Raw genomic sequence first — 20,582 nt, forward strand, 5'->3', positions numbered from 1 at the left:
CTTTAACTATAAAGGACTCAGGTTTTGTCACATCAGAATACCGTATTTCATCAATTACTCAAACCCATTTTAAGACAAGATTTTGAACGTCTGGCTAAACTGCACCACTCTGGGCAAAAATTAAGATCAGCCACCCGCTGGGATCAGTTTGTTGCCATATTAATGTCCCAACTTTCTTGTCGGCAAAGCTTAAGAGACATTCAATCCAATCTCGAATCCCAGCAGGAAAAGCTCTATCATCTGGGCGCGAAAAGAATTGCGCGAAGCACCTTAGCAAGACTCAATGAAGAACAGCCCGCCAGCCTGTATCAGCAATTGTTCACACAGCTGCTTCAGCGCTGTGAAAACTCTAAAACTGCACATAAATTTAGATTCAAGAATCCGCTGTATTCACTAGATGCCAGTCATATTGATCTTTCACTGTCATTGTGCGAATGGGCAAAAGTGCATGAATCCAAAGCCAGTATTAAACTAAGTGTTGGCTTAAATCACAGCAATACCATTCCTGAATTTGTAGCGCTTGGGGATGGTATTGAAAATGATATGGTGCAAGGCAGAGCATTTAAATTTCCTGCTGGCAGCATTATCGTCTTTGATAAAGGATATGTTGATTATCAATGGTTTGCTCAGTTGACACATCAGAAAGTCAGCTTCGTAACTCGGCTACGCCCAAAGACAGTTTATCAAGTTAAATCAAGCCGCAACGTATTAGCGACTAAAGGCATTATTGCGGATGAATGTATTGAATTGAGCAGTGCGCATGCCAAGAAAAGAGGTTCCCCTAAATTATTAAGGCGTATAGAGTTTTATGATACAGATAAGAAAAGAACATTCGAATTTCTGAGCAACAACTTTCATCTGGCAGCATCCACCATTGCTGCAATTTATAAAGACCGCTGGAAGATTGAGTTATTCTTTAAAGCCATCAAGCAGAATTTAAAACTGAAGTCATTTCTAGGTCGAAGCCGCAATGCGATACAAACGCAAATATGGATTGCATTAATCGCCTATTTGCTGGTGAACTTCGCTAAACACATGGCACAAGAAGAATGGAGTATTCAGCGTTTATTGCGAATTATTCAGGTCAATTTATTTGAAAGGAAACTTTTAAGGTCACTCTTTGTGCCTGATAAAAAATGGCGAAAACAAGAAGAACCTCAATTGAGGTTCTTCTTGTGATATTTGTGGGACAGCAGTGACCTAACAGTTCCTTTTTTATTACCCGGCTTTATACACGCGACAACATTACAATCCTAAAGAAGACTGAATCTGTTCAAGATTAGGCACATAAAACACCTGATCTCCCATGCGTACATACTGGAATACATCAGAATCTGTTGCCGTGCGCTCTTCATCTACCACTTCGGAAATACGCAGACGAATCGTTTTTGGCATCTCATTACACATCAGGGCAAAACGCTGACTGACATCATCGCCTTCAATGACCAATGCTACACCCATTTTACGTTCCGGATCATTCACCGCATACACCGGCAATTTCAACTCATGCCATTCCACAAAAGGCACCTGTGTAGCGCTATCCAGTGCAGACAGGACAATATTTTGCGGAAGAATCATCGCTTCCTTACCATGGCAATCGATAATATAGGTATCGATAAATCCGGTAGATACCGTAATAAGGTGGTGTAACTCTTGTTGTGAAATTCGATCAACAGCAGAGTTTGAAACACTATTTTGGCTCATTGAATTATCCCTGACTGATTTCTAACAAACTTTCCACATTTTCCAGCAATTCCGCTTCCTGGAACGGTTTGCCCATATAGTGCGTTACGCCCAGGCTGAATGCACGTTCACGGTGCTTCTCGCCTGTTCTCGACGTAATCATGATAATAGGCAAGTTTTGATGCACATCATGGTGACGAACCAGGTTGGTAACTTCAAAACCGTCCATACGTGGCATTTCAATATCCAGCAACATCAAGTCCGGTTTAACATTTTCCAGCTGCTCCATGGCATCAATACCATCTTTGGCCGTCACCACATCAAAGCCTTGACGCTCAAGTAAACGTGAAGTCACCTTACGTACAGTTACCGAGTCATCCACAATCATGATCAGGCGGCGTGCATTGCTGTAACGGGAATGCTCACGCTGATCAGACACATGTTTAAGACGCTGGGTGTTCTGAATTTGTCGGGCAATATTCTGACCATCCAAAATCAGACAGACTTGACCATCACCTAAAATGGTTGCTCCGGCAATGACACCGACACTTGAGAATTGCTGACCAATCGGTTTTACCACAATTTGTGCACGCGAACCAATCAACTGATCGACAAGCAATGCAATGGTTTGCCCATTATTGCCCTTAATGAGCAGCACAGGCAAAGAATGCGCCACATTACTTAAGCGAGGTAAAGGCTGATTGGAAACGAATTCTGATAAATAACGCAGTTTGTAACTGGTGTTATCAATTTTAAAGAAGTCTTCTTTACTGTTGAAATATTGCTCCAGCGCAGATGGTGCAATTCGTACAATACGGTCAATTTGTGCCAAGGAAATCGCAAACTGCTGATCACCTGATTTCACCATCAGGGCATCGCTCACCGCTACTGTGGTCGGTACCCGGATAGTAAAGGTTGTGCCTTTACCCAGTTCAGACTCGATGGAAATATGACCGCCCAGTGCCTTAATTTCGCTCTGCACCACGTCCAGACCTACACCACGCCCGGAAATTTGGGTCACTTCTTTGGCGGTACTAAATCCAGGATGGAAAATTAATTGTAGGATTTCCTGCTTGTCAATGGATTGATCGGCTTTAATTAAACCCAGGCTGAGCGCTTTTTCTTTAATTTTTGCTTCATCAATCCCTTTACCATCATCACTGAACGACACCAGGACGTCGGTACCTTGACGGCTGATATTGAGGACAATTTTTCCGACTTCAGGCTTCTGAAGTTCATGACGTACGTGAGTGTCTTCCAGACCGTGGTCAATCGCATTACGCAGCATGTGCTCAAAAGGCGTGACCAGACGCTCTAGAATGTTACGGTCCAATTCACCTTCGGTGTTTTGCACCACCAGTTCTGCCGGACGGTTCAAGGTTGATGATGTCTGACGCACAATCCGCTGTAAACGTGGCAATAGTCGGTCAAACGGTACCAGACGGGTACGCATCAGGCTTTCCTGAATCTCGGCTTGAATGCGTGATTGTTGTAACAGTAAGCCTTCCGTATCACGAATCTTTTCAGACAAAGTGGTTTTGAAGTCGACCAAGTCGGATGCAGATTCCGCCAGTGATTTTGACAACTGGTTCAATGATGAATATTGGTCCATTTCCAGCGGGTCAAAATCGGCATAACGTGAGTTATCACCATGTTTGGCAATAATTTGCGACTCTAGCTCGCCTTCCATTCGACGTAACTGGTCCGCCAGACGCTTGATCGCCAATTCCATCTCGTTGAGGGTATTACCAAACTGACCCAAGTCCATTTCAATACGCGAACGGTTAATCGCATTTTCACCAGACAAATCGATCATTTTTTCCACCAGATCGGCAGAAATACGGATCATTTCATTGCTGTTGTCCTGTTGATTGCTTGTATCCCACTCACCCATCATCGCTGGAGGTTCAGTACCATCGCCCTGAACAAATTCAAAGACTTTAGCTGTAGACAGCATATCGGACTGAGTCACGCGATTAGGCAACTGCGCAATGACATCAACAAATTCAATTGACTCTAAACTTAATTTAACGCTATCAAAATTACTGTAATCATGCTCAAAAATGGCCTGCTTTAACCATGCCAAAGTGGTTTGCAATAACAGGTCATAAACATTGGAATTGAACTGATGCACAGCGAAGCGTTCGAAGGTAGTTTCCAGCTGGTAAGCAATCGCCCCTACCGGTTCATTTTCCACCATGCGCGCACCACCTTTCAAACTGTGGGCTGCACGTTGTAATTGAAGCAGCAAACTACGGTCACTGCGCTGCTCAAACCATTGTTGCAGCAGGCTATCTGTAGACTCCAGAATTTCTTCTGCTTCTTCCAGGAAGGTTTCTTCTGCAATTAAACGGATACTGTCGTCTGGCTCTTCAACATGGGCTGGACTTGCCAAAGCAATGTCAGTAGCTATATCAACTTCTGCTGCTGAAATTGCAACAGGTTCCGCTGATTCCTCAGCAGCTATTTCAGCTTCGCTTTCCGCCTCAATTTGAGTTTCGACTGCAGGTGCAAGCTCCTCAATTTCAGTTGCAGCTTCAATTTGAACTTCAGGCATGGCTTCTGCAACGGCAATGCTTACAGCCACACTACCTTGAGCGATTGCTTGAATATTGCGTAAAATTTCAATTGATTCAGCAGCAGCGTAGTCAATCTGATCGTCACGGATGATTTGAATGCGGTCAGAGACGTCATCTTGTACTAGACGAATAATGCTGATGAGCTGTGGATTGACTTCAATTTGCTGACGGATCACGCGTTCATAAATGCTTTCCAATTCATGCGAAATCAAACCAATATGCGTCGCCTGAATCATATTTGCTCCCCCTTTGAGGGTATGCAAATAACGCATTAAATTATTCAGTGCTGCAGTATCGGATGGATCTTTCGACCAGGTATTCAAATCCTGATCTATCCCGCCCAACAATTCTTCCGCTTCTTCCAGGAAGATACCCAACAAATCTTCATCAAAATCACGATTTGCATCAGCAGCATGCATTTGTTCGCGGTCTGAACGAATTTTTTGTGAAATCTGGGCCAGGTCTAGACTGCCTGAAGCAGGAGTTGCCAAGACTTCAGCTGGCATTGCAGCACTCGGTTTATGTGCTGCAAACTGTTCAAGATCTTGCTGTACAAAGGCGGTAAGATCATTCAAAACTTTCTGGACATCATCGGTTAAAATAACGCGCTGACCTGCTGCCAAGGTATCGAACAGATGAATGAATTCTTGATGTGCCTGTCCAAACAGATCATAGGCATAATCGATATTGAGCAATTCCGGTTTTAATATCAGGGCTTCATAGCCAGACTTCAATTCATTGGTAAATTGATGAATGCCCATCGCAGCACGATTATCGGTATGGTCCAATAATTGCTGTGCCTGCTGGCTTAAAGTCTGAATGTATTCGGGATATTCTACTTTGGCACGTTTTTCAAATTCAAATTCCGCATCCAGAAGCAAATCAATATTTAATTCGACCAGCTTGGACACCAGACCTTGCGGATTGACATCCTCATCGACTTCTACCGAATTGAAACCATAATCGTCCCATGCTGCATTGAAGGTGGCATAGATTGCATCTAGTTTCTGGGTTTGACCCTGTCTTAAGATATGCAAATAATCACGGACAAACTCAGCATACTGAATCAGTAAGGCAGTCTGACTGGAAGTAGAAACGATTTCTTCTTGTAAAAGCGTTTTAAATAAATTTTCAACCTTGGTACTGGCTGCAAAAATCTGCTCAATATGCGCCATGGAAGAGCTGCCACGCAAAGTATGCAAGGCACGGATCAGGCCATTATAATCTTGATGTTGTTCCTGTTCAGTTTTCAGGAACTGGTCAATCGTGAGCAGATGTTCTTCCGCTTCTTCAATAAAGATCGCGACCGTTTCTTCAATATCATTGTTGTTGTCTGATGCAACTGGCGCTGCTGTAGCAGTTGTTTCGATTGCCGTTTCAGATTCTGCTTCACTTGATGCCTGATCCTGCAATTCCAGGCCAGTGAGACTGTCGACACTGGTCATTGTGGTAGACAGCTCAAGCAATTCTTCCAGTGCAGGTTCCAAACTGACCTGCTGCTGTATTTGCTGCCCCAATAGGACTAAAGGTCTTAAGTCGATATCAGCATTTTGTACCGTTTTAAAAATTGGGTATAACTTATATTGATAAATATTAAACACAGACTGAGCAAATCGTTGAACTGTGCTGTCTAAAGGTACTGTACCGGAAATAACACGATTTAAAGTATCTTCCACCGACCAGGCCAACTCACCCGCAGATTTTGCCCCCACCATACGACCCGACCCTTTGAGCGTATGGAAATGACGGCGAATGGTCGTTAAAGTTTCTTGGTCATGAGGATTTTCCAACCAAGCTGGAAATAAAGTACCCAATTCAACGAAGATTTCTTCTATTTCTTCAACAAAAATTTCTAAAATTTCTGCATCTTGATCAAGATAACTATCTTCAGGAAGCGTAGTCGTTTCAACTAAATTTTTTAATATTTCTTTCATAGCTTAGGCTTCTTACGTTTATCTGCCACCAAGAAGGTTGCTCAAACTTAATTGTCACCATCACGCGAGACCTAACTTTGAAGTTAAGTTCATCTTGTCGATGCTTTATCTGTATCTTGTGGATACCCCCTGCCCGAAAGCAGGGTATATCACTGCAACGCTGTTGAATTAACTTAGTCAGGTAATTTAAAGTCAGTTACAGATTCACGTAATGATTCGGCCATATTTGCCAATTCCGATACCGAACGTGCTGTATCGAATGTTGCTGTTGTTGTTTGCGAAGTAATTTCTTGTACAACATTCATCGTTGTCGCAATGTGACCAGCTGAAGCGGACTGAAGTTTTGCAGCATCCGAAATGCTGGCAATCAATTTCGCCAGGTTGCTGGATACCGTTTGAATTTCATCCAGTGCCACGCCGGCATCTTTAGTCAAGCTTGCACCACGAACAACCTCTGATGTGGTTTGTTCCATCGAAATTACGGCTTCGTTGGTATCTGTCTGAATGGTTTTTACCAGGCCTTCAATCTGTTTGGTTGCAGAGGCTGAACGTTCCGCAAGACGCTGTACCTCATCGGCTACCACGGCGAAACCACGACCAGCTTCCCCTGCCATCGACGCCTGAATTGCAGCGTTCAAGGCCAGAATGTTGGTCTGGTCAGCAATATCGTTAATCAAGGCAACGATGTTACCAATTTCCTGAGAAGATTCACCCAGACGTTTAATACGTTTAGACGTTTCCTGGATCTGCTCACGAATGGTGTCCATACCTTCAATCGAACGGTTTACAACCTCTGCACCATTGGCAGCAATTTGTACCGAACGCTCCGCAACCACTGCAGATTCTTCCGCGTTTGCCGATACCTGGTCAATAGACATCGCCATTTCGTTAATCGCGGCAGATGCACCGGCAATCTCTTGTGCCTGGTGTTCAGATGCTTCAGCAAGCTGGTGGGTAATGCCCTGGGTATTCGCCGTATACTGCGCAACCTCTTGAGACGTTTCAGTAATACGTGATACCAGGTCACGTAACTGGTCAATCGCGAAGTTAATGGAGTCGGCAATTGCACCGGTAAAATCTTCCGATACCGTTGCATATGAACGCAAGTCACCATCCGCCAAGTCGGCAATTTCATCCAGTAAACGTAAAATCGCGTTCTGGTTACGGTCATATTCTTCTTGCAGGCTTGCCACACGCTGTTTATCTGACTGGCCACGTAATGCAAGTAATTTGAATACGGCAAACAGGAAAGCGACCAAACACAAGATTAAAAGCAAGGCAGGAAGCGCAATAGCTAGGCTTGAACCGCTAGATAGTTTATTCAGGTTAGTTAACAATTCATCTGACTGGGCAAAAATTGAAGCAGAAGCTTGACGTACTTTTACAATTTGAGCCGAGTTTGAAAGAATCGTTGCAGAAGCTGATTTTAGTACATCATCATATTCGCTTTTAATCCCTTCCAGTGATTCACGTAATGCCGGATCGCTAATACGTTCTACACCCAGTTCTGTACTACCATTGAGCTGTGCATTCAGGTAAGAACCGAAGGTTTCAGTATCAGCACTGAAGTCATCCGCAGATTCACGCGAGTTATCATTACCCGTAAGCACCGAACTGATCGAACGTAAAATACGTTCTGCAATGAATACCTGGTTTTTCGCAATAACAACCTGGTTAGACGGCATGTTTTGACGTGCCATCTGGTCGACCATCAGGTTATATTCTGCCTGAATTCCTGGAATTGATTCGCCAATTGCAATGTTGGTATCGTACAGCTTGTTAATCATTTTTTGTTGAGACGAAATTAAATCAATCCCTTCAGATAATGATTTCCACTGCTTTTCCACGTCCACCAATGCACCCGTATGTGGATGAATGTCTTTAACCGTTTCCAGATTTTCAGCAAATTCTTTTTGCGATTGAATTAATTTATCAATCGACTCTTTGGTTCCCGAAGCCGTTGCATCAGTCGCCTGACGTGAAATGGTTTGTGACAATAGACGCAAATCACCCACACTACGTGTCAATTCGTTATTACGTGGCACACTATAGAATAGGTATAATAATAAGAATAGTGCTACGGTCAGAGAAAATGCTGCGCCCAAAATCAATGGTTTGGACTTTTCACTGTCACCAAATACACGTGATAATTGCTCTGTTTGTGATTGAATCTTTGCTAATAAAGCATTCCCGTCCTTACGGCCGGTGCCTTCACCTGTATTCTTCTTTTTAAGTTTAAAGCCCATCCAGCTTCTCCCCGAGTTGCGCTATCATTCTTTAGCTTGCGACTATTAATTTATAAATTTTACAGAGGCATTCATGTATTTTGGGTTTTGCAATAAACGACTAAATAAGAAAACATGCCAGTGCTGATTATGTTGATAAAAATATCCCTGACAATATTCTTGTAAATTGCTATCTAATTCACTGTTTTTAGAAAAGAAGCTTTTCTTATTAAAGTGTTGAATCCCCAAAACCTGATCTACCACCAAACCGACATAATGGTCATTATGACTAATACACAATACTTTTTGAGTCGGTGAAAACTGACTTCGATGTCCGGAAATATAATGCGCCAAATCAGCGACTGAAAGTAAACGTCCCCGAATATTGGCCAGCCCCATCACCCATGATTGGGTATTGGGAACTGGTGTATATTTTGGTGGATAGATCACTTCAGATACTTCACCCAAAGGGGCAACAAAATATTGTCCCATCATCTCAAAAGCAATGCCTGACCATCGGTTTACTTCATTTTCAGTGGTAACGTAGTTTTTATTGCCACGTTTAGCCAGCCGAAGTAATTCGATAAATCCATTTGCTGCCATAGAGCTTATCCTGCATTGAGGTGGTGTTTAATCACATCAATTAATTGGTTTTCGTCTACAGGCTTGGTTAAATAATCACTTGCCCCCTGACGTTTTCCCCAAACGCGGTCAGTTGCCTGATCCTTAGTACTGACAATCACAATCGGAATGTGTTTGGTCGTAGCACCACGGGCAATCTGACGTGTCGCCTGAAAGCCGTTTACTCCAGGCATGACCACATCCATAAGCACCAGATCTGGCAATTCTGCTTGTGCCATTGTGACACCATCCGCCCCATTTGCCGCTTCAATCACCTCAAAGCCATGCTTGGTTAAAATCTCTCTAAAACGAAATGTTTCTGTAGGTGAATCATCAACGATAAGAATACGTGACATGCTTTTCCCCAATAAAAATAAACTTATGCTGTTACGTGATTACGGATTGCGTTTAACAATTCATCTTTACTAAAAGGTTTAGTTAAATACTCATCCGAACCTACAACACGACCTTTTGCCTGGTCAAATAAACCATCTTTACTTGACAGCATAATGACTGGAATATTCTGATAATTCTGCGAATTTTTAATCAATGCACAAGTTTGATAACCGTCTAAACGTGGCATCATGATATCTACAAAAACGATATCCGGATTTGCTTCAGCAATTTTTGCCAAAGCCTCAAAACCATCTACTGCGGTCACAACTTCACAACCTTCACGTTGTAATAATGTTTCTGCTGTACGACGAATGGTTTTTGAATCATCAATCACCATCACTTTTAGATTTTGGAATTTTTCGTCCATTTAATGATCCTTCCCATTTTTAGAATGTACAAACAATTTTAGTCAAAAATTTTATTACAAGTTACGAACATTTTTAACATATCTTTACTTGCCTTTTCAATGAACATTTTCCGCAGAAAGACTCACTTTTTTTTATTTTCAATAACAGCTTCACACTTTCTATCGACCAATGATTTTTTTTTGACAGACAGAGGTTTTTTATTGCTTATTTTAAGTCTAATATAGCCTATTTATTGCTTTTAAAATAAGTAATTTAGTCAACTTTTATTCGGGGGTAACAATGCAAAGTCAGTTTAAATACAAACTTGCTTTCATTGCACAAAAAAAAATGAACTTTAGATTCATTTTTCTTTCTTTTCTCGTTTTGCAGGCAGCAGTGGCATATGCTGAAAATCCACTACCCAAAGCCACCTGGTATCGCTACTACGACAGTAAAGGGGTAGCCAATATTAGTACCAATGTCACCCCCAACCATATTCGCCATGGCTACGAAGCCCTAGATCAGAATATGCAGGTCATCCGGCGTAATCGTGCCTATAATACTGAAGCCGACATCAAACAGGCCCCCCAGCGTGCAGCCCACGCCAAGCAGCAGGCAACTGACTTAAAACTAAAAAAAGCTTATGGTAATTGCCAGGTTGCACTGGCAAAACGTAATGACGCATTGGGCAACATTAAAAAGCAGATTGCCTTCCAGCAAGACCAGTTAAAACAATTACAGACTGACCGTATCTACTTTAAGCGTCAGCAGATTGAACATTTACGTAAGGCTGAAAACATTCCTGTCAGCTTGAAAACTACCATCGACAATAATCAAAAGAATATTGAAGCAAAAAGAACAATGATTCAATCATTACAAATAAACTATCGAAAAACACAAGCAGAATACGACAATATTATCGCTCGCTTAAAAGCGCTGGAATAATTGCATTTATTATGTGAAGTGCTTAATTTAAGCCACAATAAATAAAAAAAGGATGAACCTACATGCTACCTGGACAGCATACAAATAAATCTAAATTAAGGGACCATACGCAATATTTAAGTACCAGTTTCCTCTGTTTGAGTCTACTTCTGACCGCTTGCCAAAAAAATGAAATAGAAAAACCTGTAGAAACCACAAAAAAAATCGAGTTAATTGAAAAAGATTTAGTTTCTGTGAAGAATGGCACTTCTATCGCTAAAAGTGCTTTTACCGGTACACTTCGTGCAGTTAATCAAAGCAGCATACAGGCTCAGGTCACTGCTACCGTAACCCAAGTCTATGTACAGGTCGGACAGTCGGTTTCTAAAGGTCAAGTACTGGTTCGCCTGAATAATCAGGACAATGCGGCACGCTTAGCGCAAGCTCAGGCCAATTTGGCAGCGACACAAGCTCAGGCCAGTCTGGCTAAAAATATGATGCAGCGCAAAAAGCGCTTATTGGATCAAGGCTTCATCTCCAAAGTTGAATATGAACAGGCTCATGTTGACTATCAGGCGCAACTGGAAAATGTGCACGCACAGCAGGCAAATGTGAATATTGCCCAGAAGGCCGAGCGTGAAGGCACCATTTATAGCCCTATTTCCGGAGTGATTACACAGCGCCAGGTCGATGCAGGCCAAACGGTTGCTGCCGGTCAGACCCTGTTTGAAATCGTGGATCCAAGTCAACTGGAAATTCAGGCCAAATTACCAAGTGACATGCAGTCCGCATTAAAAGTTGGACAACGTATTGAATACACCATTCAAGGTAATCCAGCTCAACTAACGGCGATTTTATCTCGAGTCTCTCCTATTGCTGATCCTGTCAGCCGCCAGATTGAATTTTTTGCCAGACCGAATGAAACCATTAACTCACTCAGTATCGGTGCATTTGTGGAAGGCAACATTCTGGCTTCAGCCCAGGTTTCAGGTCAGCTCATTCCGCTCGATGTGATCCAGAATATCAAAGATAAGCCTTATGTATGGGTGATCCGCCAGAACAAAATTGAAAAAGTCCCTGTGGTGATCTTGGAACAGCGCTATCGGGACAATTTGGCTGTCGTACAAGGACTACAAGACGCTGACCAGATTAGCCGTATCAAATTTAATGACCAGGACATTCATCAAGCAGTCATCATCAATAAATAATAAAAAATAAGTACAGGATTGTTCTTATGTGGTTTACCCGAATTAGTGTTAAATATCCTGTTTTCACCATCATGATGATGTTGTGTTTACTGGTACTGGGGCTGGCATCTTGGCAACGGATGGGCGTAGAAGAATTTCCCGATGTCGACTTCCCTTTTGTTGTGGTCTATACCTCCTATCCGGGTGCCTCCCCTGAAACCATTGAATCTGAAATTACCAAAAAAATGGAAGACCAGATCAATACCATTTCGGGTTTAAAACAGATTATTTCCCAGTCCAGTGAAGGACTCTCGACCATTATTGTCGAATTCAATCTGGACGTGTCTTCTGCGGTAGCCGCACAGGATATTCGCGATAAAATTTCCCCTGTAACAGCCCAGTTCCGCGATGAAATTCAAGACCCTATCGTTGAACGTTATGACCCATCCGCCAATGCGGTGATGTCGATCGTGTTTGAATCGGAGACCATGCCTTTACGAGACTTGAGTTCCTATTTAAGTCAGCGCATTGTTCCGCAACTTCGCACCGTGCCGGGCGTGGGTACAGTGAACTTGCTGGGAGATGCCCAACGCCAGATTCGTATTGAGGTCGATCCGCAAAAACTACAAAGCTTTGGCATTGGTGTAGACAAGGTTATTAACACCCTGAAAGGTGAAAATATTGAAGTTCCCGGAGGAACCTTAAAACAGCCTACCTCTGAACTGGTGGTTGAGATCAAGTCCAAAGTGATTCACCCGCAATCGTTTGGTGACCTGATTATTGCCAATAAAAATGGTGCACCCATTTACCTGAAACAGGTGGCGAATATTGAAGACGGTCAAGCCGACTTCGAATCCAGTGCTTACTTAAATGGTAAAGCTGCGGTCGCGATTGATATTTTGCGCAGTTCCGACTCCAATGTGATTGATGTGGTCAATGCCACCTATAAAGCCATGGCGAAAATCGAGAAACAGCTACCCGAGGGTACTGTGGCGAAAGTTGCCGTCGATAGCTCCCGGGGTATTCGTGGCAGTATTCAGGATGTGGCACGCACCATTATTGAAGGTGCAGTGCTTGCTGTTCTGATCGTTTTGCTGTTCCTGGGTTCCTTTCGTTCCACCGCCATTACCGGACTGACCTTACCGATTTCCCTGCTCGGTACCTTGACCTTTATTTGGGCTTTTGGCTTCACCATCAACATGATGACCTTACTGGCCTTATCCCTCAGTATTGGCCTGCTGATTGATGATGCCATTGTGGTGCGGGAAAATATTGTCCGTCATGCCGATATGGGCAAAGATGCGGTTACAGCAGCACTAGATGGCACCAAAGAAATCGGGCTGGCGGTTTTAGCTACTACCCTGACCATTGTCGCGGTATTTTTACCGGTTGCATTTATGGGCGGGATTATCGGTAAATTCTTCTATCAGTTTGGGGTTACGGTCAGCGCTGCCGTGCTGATTTCGATGTTTGTCAGTTTTACACTCGATCCTATGCTTTCTGCGCACTGGGCTGAAAAACATGATCCCAATAAACGACCCGGCAGAATCAAGCGCTTCTTCAACTGGATCTCCAACAAGCTTGATCATTTAAGCCATTATTATGAAAAGCTGTTAAAGCTGGCACTCCGCTTCCGTATTTTAACCTTGATGGTTGCGGTCGCTTCACTTTTTGGTGCATTGGGTTTATCCAAATTGATTGGCACGGAATTTGTTCCTGTTCCAGATAAAAATGAAATTCGAATTAAATTTGAAACGCCTGTAGATGCCTCACTCGAATATTCACAAGCCAAGTTGTTGCAAGTGGAGAATATTCTACGCCAGCATCCAGATGTACGTAATACTTACAGCATTATCAACGGGGTAACGGATCGAGGTAAAAACCATGTCAGTATACGGATCAAGGTTACCCCTCGCCTGGAACGTGAGAAAACCCTGACCCAACTAAATAACGAGTTTCGCCAGCGCTTGCAAAGCGTAGCGGGCATTACCATTACCTCGGTGGCTTCGGCAGATGAAACTGTTTCTGGCGGTCAAAAGCCGATCCTGATTTCCATTAAAGGCACCGACCTGAACGAACTGCAAAAAATCTCCGATCGCTTTCTGGCAGAAATTTCCAAAATTGAAGGGATCGTCGATCTTGAAAGCTCGCTTAAAGAACCTAAACCCACCTTGGCGGTTCATATCAATCGTGTCCTGGCGAGTGATTTGGGTCTTTCTGTCAATCAGATTGCCAATGTTATCCGTCCTTTAATTGCAGGTGATGATGTCACCACCTGGCAAGATGAAAAAGGCGAAATCTATGAAGTCAATCTTCGCCTGACTGAAAACAGACGTACCTTGCCGAGCGATATACAAAACCTTTATCTGAACTCACAAAAAACCGATGCCTCTGGTCAGCCGATATTAATACCGCTGGCAAGTGTGGCTTCGTTTAACGAAACCTTGGGCGCTTCGCAGATTACCCGGCGTGACCTGGCCCGTGAAGTACTGGTAGAAGCCAATACCGCTGGCCGCCCGGCAGGCGATATCGGCGCGGATATCAAAAAAATTCAAGATAACTTTGATTTACCACCCGGCTATAGCTTTGCGACACAAGGGGCTAATAAAGACATGGCAGAATCGGCAGGTTATGCCTTAACTGCCATTACCCTTTCCATTGTGTTTATCTATATTGTATTGGGTTCACAATTTAACAGCTTCATTCACCCTGCTGCGATTATGGCTTCCCTTCCCCTCTCGCTGATTGGGGTGTTTCTGGCGTTATTCCTGTTTAATTCCACCATGAACCTGTTTTCCATTATTGGCATTATTATGCTGATGGGGTTAGTGACCAAGAATGCCATCCTGTTGATTGACTTTATTAAAAAAGCCATGGATCGTGGGGTTGATCGTTATGACGCCATTATTGAAGCGGGTAAAACCCGTCTACGCCCTATTTTAATGACCACCAGCGCCATGGTGATGGGGATGATTCCTCTGGCACTGGGTCTGGGTGAAGGTGGCGAACAAAGTGCCCCTATGGCGCATGCCGTGATTGGCGGCGTCATTACCTCCACATTGTTAACACTAGTGGTTGTCCCCGTTATCTTTACCTATCTGGATGACTTGAAGAATTTTATGACGCGCCAAATCCGAAAAATCATGGCATAATAAAAGCCATGACTTTGAGGTGACATTCTGAAATGTTCACCTCATTTTTTATCATATAATCTTATGCTTTAACGCTTAATTATCAGGACAGTTTCCATGCGCGCGAGTCGCTTTTTATTTGCTACGTTAAGAGAAACCCCAAATGATGCTGAAGTGATTTCACATCAGCTCATGTTACGTGCGGGGATGATTCGTAAATTGGCTTCGGGTTTATACACTTGGTTGCCGATGGGCGTACGTGTGCTAAATAAAGTTGAAGCGATTGTACGTGAAGAAATGAACCGTGCCGGATCGCTTGAAGTCTTCATGCCAGTAACCCAGCCTTCGAGCCTTTGGGAAGAATCAGGCCGCTTTGTGCAATATGGTCCAGAGCTTTTACGTTTTAAAGACCGTCATAACAACGATTTTGTACTTGGCCCAACCCATGAAGAAGTCATCACTGATCTTGCGCGCAACGAACTGAAAAGTTACAAGCAGCTTCCAATCAATTTCTACCAGATTCAAACCAAATTCCGTGATGAAGTACGTCCACGTTTTGGCGTAATGCGTTCACGTGAATTCATCATGAAAGATGCTTACTCTTTCCATATCGATCAAGCCTCACTGCAAGAAACTTATGACGTGATGTATGACACGTACTGCCGTATCTTTAGCCGTTTGGGCTTAGACTTCCGTCCAGTACAGGCAGACACTGGCTCAATTGGCGGTTCAGGTTCGCATGAATTCCACGTTCTGGCATCAAGTGGTGAAGATGATATCGCCTTCTCTACAAAATCTGATTATGCTGCCAATGTAGAAATGGCAGAAGCTGTACTGGTGGGTGAACGCGCAGCTGCAACTCAAGAATTAAAACTGGTGGATACACCAGCTCAAAAAACCATTGCGGATGTATCAAACTTCCTGGGTACTGATGCTGCACAATCTGTAAAAGCACTATTGGTGCAAGGTGTGGCAACTGAAGAAGGCAAAGAAGCCCCAGTTGTTGCTTTATTCCTTCGTGGCGATCATGAACTGAATGAAATTAAAGCTGAAAAGCATCCATTAATCGCGGCACCTTTAACATTTGCATCTGAAGCTCAAATTCAGGCACTTGGTTTAATCACTGGCTTCATCGGTCCGCAGGGTCTGGTTGAAAAAGGCATCACCGTGATTGTTGACCGTGCAGCATCTGTGCTTTCTGATTTTGTTGCGGGTGCCAATGAAGCTGACAAACATGCAACAGGTGTGAACTGGGAACGTGATGCAACCTTTACGGAAGTTTATGACTTGCGTAATGTAGTTGAAGGTGATCCATCTCCAGATGGTAAAGGTACGCTGCAAATCAAGCGGGGTATTGAAGTCGGTCACATCTTCCAGCTGGGCAAAAAATACTCTGAAGCTTTAGGCTGCAAAGTTTTGGGTAAAGACGGCAAACCGATGGTCGTAACTATGGGTTGTTACGGTATTGGTGTAACGCGTGTGGTGGCTTCTGCCATTGAACAAAACTTCGATGACAAAGGGATTATCTGGCCTTCTGCAATTGCACCGTTTGAAGTGGCAATTGTGCCTATGAATGCTCATAAATCACCACGCACTCTGGAAGCCGCAGAAGCACTGTATGCAGAACTGCAAGCGGCAGGTTATGACGTAATTTTGGATGACCGTGACGAGCGTCCAGGGGTAAAATTCTCTGACCTTGAAATTACGGGTATACCTCACCGTATTGTAATTGGTGAAAAAGGTCTGGATGCTGGCACCTTTGAATATAAAGGCCGGACCGATGCTGAATCTGTAAATATCTCTAAAGAAGAATTACTGGCTAAAATTGCAAAGTAAGTGCTCCTTAAAATAAAAAATCCCGCCATTTAGCGGGATTTTTTTATTTTAGGATTAACAGAATTTCAGACCACCGAAACAGTTTGACTTAAAGTTCTGCCCTTGCAAGGTTAAGTTTTGTAATGGAAAATTAATCACTGCAGGGTTCTTAATTTCACCCACATCAAGCGCTGCAGTGGCAACACATCCGATAAGCAAATCCCCACAGGGACGTGGCTTAGAGGTTAAATCATGATTAATCCCTGCAATTGTTTGTTTAAGCACTTCGTCGGTGATTTTTACATTGGTTGTTGGACTGATACTCCCTAAATCCACTTCATCTTCAATTGCTAACCACCATCCTCGATTTGCAGCAACCGATGCACCTGGCCATAATATTTGCTGTGTCTGTAGCGATAATGAACTTGCGTTATTTAGATACAAAGAATGGATCAAACCTAAATTCTGGTTCACTGTAATATCAGTCTGCAAGCCGGTTAAAGAGCCGGTAATGTCTTTATCAAGTGTTAAATTTAAACCCAATGCTGAAATCTGTGCAGCTAAAGGTCCAGCAAAATCGATTTTATTTACCGTTCCCGTTCCTTTTAGGACTGCCTCAGTCAGACGTGTTCCAGATACAATTGTAGATGGAATGGTAAAAGGTGCTGTTGTTGAAGTTAAGTTAAATGAATAATCATTTGACTTATAATGTAATTCTAAAGGGATACCAATCAATGTTCCTATTACAGCACCTTCAATATACTGACCCGTTGCAGCATAATTCATCACCCTTGGATCTGTGGTTGCTACTCCAGAAGAGGCTTTGGTTTTCATATAACCACTAAAGGAGTTAATCCCATTCGGCGTACTGCTATTTTCTGTTCCTATTGTCATTAAGCCAGCAATTTTTTCAGCACTTAAACGAAAGCCCAATACCTCACGAGTAGAAGCAGATTTTGGATTTTTAATAGCAAACTCAACAAATGGATTAGTAATAAGGGCTGAGCTTGCTGCACGATCATCAGAAGTATAATTTGCGCCTTGCAAACCACTTAAAGAAATATTATCAATATCAATATCACATTTGCCAATACCATTTACCCCACCACAACCTAATTGCAGCTTTTTAATATTGGCGTTGATTTCCATTTCAGCTTCCAGACCCAATTTATAAAACCCCAGATTCGTCTGGTCTACATTTTGTCCCTTAGCATCAATAACGTTATAACCTGCATTATATTCCATAGACAATAATGCCTGACCACTTACACCAGATAATGAATCATCATCCATAGCCACCATTGCATGACTTAAACCTGGTATTGCAATAGATGAAACAATCAAACTTGCTAATAATATTTTTTTCATAAGATTCTATCCCTATTCTTTTATTTATTCTCAAGCAGATTAACGTGGAGTAATCCCTAAATTACTTCTTATACTTCCACCTGTAATTGCAATATCTGCCATCTTTTGCATTTGATTCGGCATGGTTGACATCGATAATTCGGTCCTGAATACCTGATTTAAAGTTTTAGCTGGATTAATATCCACTTTATTATCAAATATGACGGTATCTTTTTGCATCTTGACTCGTGATTCAAGTGCTAGAGCACCTTGCAATTTATTAAAATTAATACTTGAAGTTTTTATAACCGTATTATTCGCATCGACGTCTTCGTTAATCAAACTAAAGTAGCTCCCCAAAATATTTGGGTTCAATTTATCTGTGTCTGATAATGCATTAAATTCAAAATTGGCACGGAAAGATAAGAAATTATTTTCTGCATTATCATTCATACCGGGAATAATGAACAAATCCCCTTTACCATCGAGTTTAAAGGCGATGGAGGTCAGCACATCATCTTTACGGGCGAAATTATCAACAGGCACGACACTGCCACATTTAGCAGAGCCAGTGGTACAGTTATAGAGTGAGCCAGGTAATTGACCAATCGCAATTTCTGCGCTGGCAGCAACCAGTAAATCATCGGCACTAATATAGATTCCTTGCTCTTCATAACCAATCACGCCTTTGGCTTTGACAAATGCATCAATATTACGTAAACCCGCATAGTAATTTACTTCCTCATCGTGCAGACCTTTCTTACCATCGATTAAAATTAACGATGTTGTACTCGCTGCACCTGTTTTTTTGTCAATTCCATACCCATCGGTACTTGCCATCACATTGTAGGCTATTCCTTTTTTGGTCCCAGCATCCACTTTCGATGTATATTCTGTGCCTGCAAGTGCGACATTCGCATTCAAATTATAAATAGGGATACCAATTCCCCAGCTACTGGTATCATTGGTAATTTCAGCCAAAGAGTTATCTGCAATAAACCGTGCTTTACGTGCAATCGATTGAAAATCCATACCGCGTATAGCAATCAGTGCAAAGTCATTCCCTTTTTCAAGAGAGGATAATTGCTGTGTCTGAACTAAACCGCTCACCCCTAAAGTTTTTTTAATTTTATCGTTAATTAAAAAATCTAAACTTTTTGCCTGTATCGCATTAATATAAATGTCACCAAAATCAATATAGGCATTTTTGGTATTTACATCTGTTTTAGTACTCGAATTACGAACAGTTAAAGGTGATAAATTGGAAAATTCAATCGCATAACTTCCATTACCTGTATGACCAATTTCAAGGGTTGTTGGGGTCTGATTAGTACCTAAAAGCGTATTCCCTTCACGGGTGAAATCGGCAGAAACACCAAAATGCAGTCCACCCAACCCTACCGCATCATAACCTGTTATTGTGGCTGTTGAGGTACGGCCAAAATCGGTGATCCCACTTTGATTGGCATTTAAGAAAATTGTGGCGTTGGTGACTGCACCCGAGGCTCCCATACGAATTAAATTTCGCTGCTGAGTCGGATCACTGCCATAACGCAGGTCAATATTTATCCCTGGATTGGTTGCCGTGGTTCTTGATGAATGTACGGTATCACGACCAGGCTGTGAATTTGCACTGGCAACTGGATCGCTGTCATCCACTCTCCCCAACATCACAACATGATCCGTGGCACCATCACGACTCTTCGTGGTCAGGACAATTCCTTCATCCATGTAGCTGTTTGATGTTCTTTCTTGATAAGAACTCAGATACATATAGCCATCACCAGAAAAATTGAAGTTAAAGTCTTTCAGAGTGAGCTTTTGCTCGTTTAATCCATGACTGATACTGGCATTTTGTAATTGAAAATTAAGGTGTGCGGTCTCATCCCGATTGAATAATCCTGCTTGCGTTTGAAGAAGTACGCGAAGCGGTGAACTGGTTTTGATATCAAGAGAACCTAAACTTTGTTGAGGAGTCTGACATTTAGTTGCATCAGTGCACAATAACATGACATCCTTGACAGCTAATTCAAATGGAGAAAAGTTCGCTTCTATACGAATTCCCGCCCCCCGAGCTGTTGTACCGACATCAAAGTCAAGTTTAGAAACAATCGATTGATTATTGACACCTAACAGGGTTACATCTTTCAGACCAAGCTTCATGGTATCAGGGCGTTGCAATGAATCGCTAGGATTGCTTTTTGAAGAAGAATCCACCCAGTTGACAGCATTAATGCTTGCCTTGGAGATCTCATGCGTAATGGTGATACCATCTTGCCCTGTTACCGAACCAAGAGAGTCATCAGAAAGTTGCTCAAATGCATAGCTTTGCTGTGCAATCAAAATACTCGCCGTAAGTATTTTTAACTTTGTTATTTTTTTCATTCTTATAT

13 protein-coding genes are annotated in these 20,582 nt (G+C 42.6%); 5 read left to right on the forward strand and 8 right to left on the reverse strand.

The window, feature by feature from the left end; genetic code table 11:
• Positions 1–24: 24 nt before the first annotated feature.
• Positions 25–1,179 carry an IS4 family transposase gene (locus H4I94_RS08880; RefSeq protein WP_261182836.1) on the forward strand — a complete coding sequence of 385 codons (1,155 nt, stop codon included), beginning with the start codon at positions 25–27 and terminating at the stop codon, positions 1,177–1,179.
• Positions 1,180–1,245: 66 nt separating this feature from the next.
• Here H4I94_RS08880 and H4I94_RS08885 read toward each other — a convergent pair whose 3' ends face one another.
• From H4I94_RS08885 to pilG, 6 genes are all read right to left on the reverse strand, one after another.
• Positions 1,246–1,704 (reverse strand): hypothetical protein, encoded by a 459-nt coding sequence (locus H4I94_RS08885; RefSeq protein ID WP_131273600.1) that lies wholly within the window; start codon positions 1,702–1,704, stop codon positions 1,246–1,248.
• A 4-nt stretch (positions 1,705–1,708) separates the two neighbouring features.
• Positions 1,709–6,196 (reverse strand): Hpt domain-containing protein, encoded by a 4,488-nt coding sequence (locus tag H4I94_RS08890; protein ID WP_261182837.1) that lies wholly within the window; start codon positions 6,194–6,196, stop codon positions 1,709–1,711.
• Between the two features lie 173 nt (positions 6,197–6,369).
• Complete coding sequence (locus tag H4I94_RS08895) at positions 6,370–8,442, reverse strand: methyl-accepting chemotaxis protein (RefSeq protein ID WP_261182838.1); 2,073 nt, start codon at positions 8,440–8,442, stop codon at positions 6,370–6,372.
• Between the two features lie 45 nt (positions 8,443–8,487).
• Entirely contained in the window at positions 8,488–9,024 is a 537-nt protein-coding gene (locus tag H4I94_RS08900) for a chemotaxis protein CheW (RefSeq protein ID WP_092818787.1), read from the reverse strand.
• Positions 9,025–9,029: 5 nt separating this feature from the next.
• A complete protein-coding gene (locus tag H4I94_RS08905) occupies positions 9,030–9,398 on the reverse strand; it encodes a response regulator (protein ID WP_092818788.1) in 369 nt (122 codons plus the stop codon).
• 23 nt (positions 9,399–9,421) lie between these two features.
• The gene (pilG, locus tag H4I94_RS08910) at positions 9,422–9,805 is read right to left on the reverse strand and encodes a twitching motility response regulator PilG (protein WP_086195987.1); all 384 of its coding nucleotides are present in this window, start codon (positions 9,803–9,805) and stop codon (positions 9,422–9,424) included.
• A gap of 280 nt (positions 9,806–10,085) precedes the next feature.
• Here pilG and H4I94_RS08915 point away from each other — a divergent pair, with 280 nt between their 5' ends.
• From H4I94_RS08915 to H4I94_RS08930, 4 genes are all read left to right on the forward strand, one after another.
• Positions 10,086–10,730: a hypothetical protein gene (locus tag H4I94_RS08915; RefSeq protein ID WP_261182840.1), complete on the forward strand. Its 645-nt coding sequence runs from the start codon at positions 10,086–10,088 to the stop codon at positions 10,728–10,730.
• Between the two features lie 62 nt (positions 10,731–10,792).
• Entirely contained in the window at positions 10,793–11,917 is a 1,125-nt protein-coding gene (locus H4I94_RS08920; RefSeq protein ID WP_261182841.1) for an efflux RND transporter periplasmic adaptor subunit, read from the forward strand.
• Positions 11,918–11,943: 26 nt separating this feature from the next.
• Positions 11,944–15,048, forward strand: coding sequence for an efflux RND transporter permease subunit (locus H4I94_RS08925; RefSeq protein ID WP_261182842.1), 3,105 nt, complete (start codon positions 11,944–11,946; stop codon positions 15,046–15,048).
• A 96-nt stretch (positions 15,049–15,144) separates the two neighbouring features.
• A complete protein-coding gene (locus tag H4I94_RS08930; protein ID WP_261182843.1) occupies positions 15,145–16,863 on the forward strand; it encodes a proline--tRNA ligase in 1,719 nt (572 codons plus the stop codon).
• A gap of 54 nt (positions 16,864–16,917) precedes the next feature.
• Here the strand turns inward: H4I94_RS08930 and H4I94_RS08935 are convergent, their stop codons facing one another.
• Together H4I94_RS08935 and H4I94_RS08940 are read right to left on the reverse strand one after the other, a co-directional pair.
• Complete coding sequence (locus H4I94_RS08935; RefSeq protein WP_131273607.1) at positions 16,918–18,210, reverse strand: hypothetical protein; 1,293 nt, start codon at positions 18,208–18,210, stop codon at positions 16,918–16,920.
• Between the two features lie 39 nt (positions 18,211–18,249).
• Entirely contained in the window at positions 18,250–20,574 is a 2,325-nt protein-coding gene (locus H4I94_RS08940; protein ID WP_261182844.1) for a DUF6160 family protein, read from the reverse strand.
• Between the last annotated feature and the right edge of the window lie 8 nt (positions 20,575–20,582).

Origin of the sequence: Acinetobacter sp. T_3_1 (genome assembly GCF_025377055.1) — a bacterium.
Taxonomy (GTDB): domain Bacteria; phylum Pseudomonadota; class Gammaproteobacteria; order Pseudomonadales; family Moraxellaceae; genus Acinetobacter; species Acinetobacter kookii.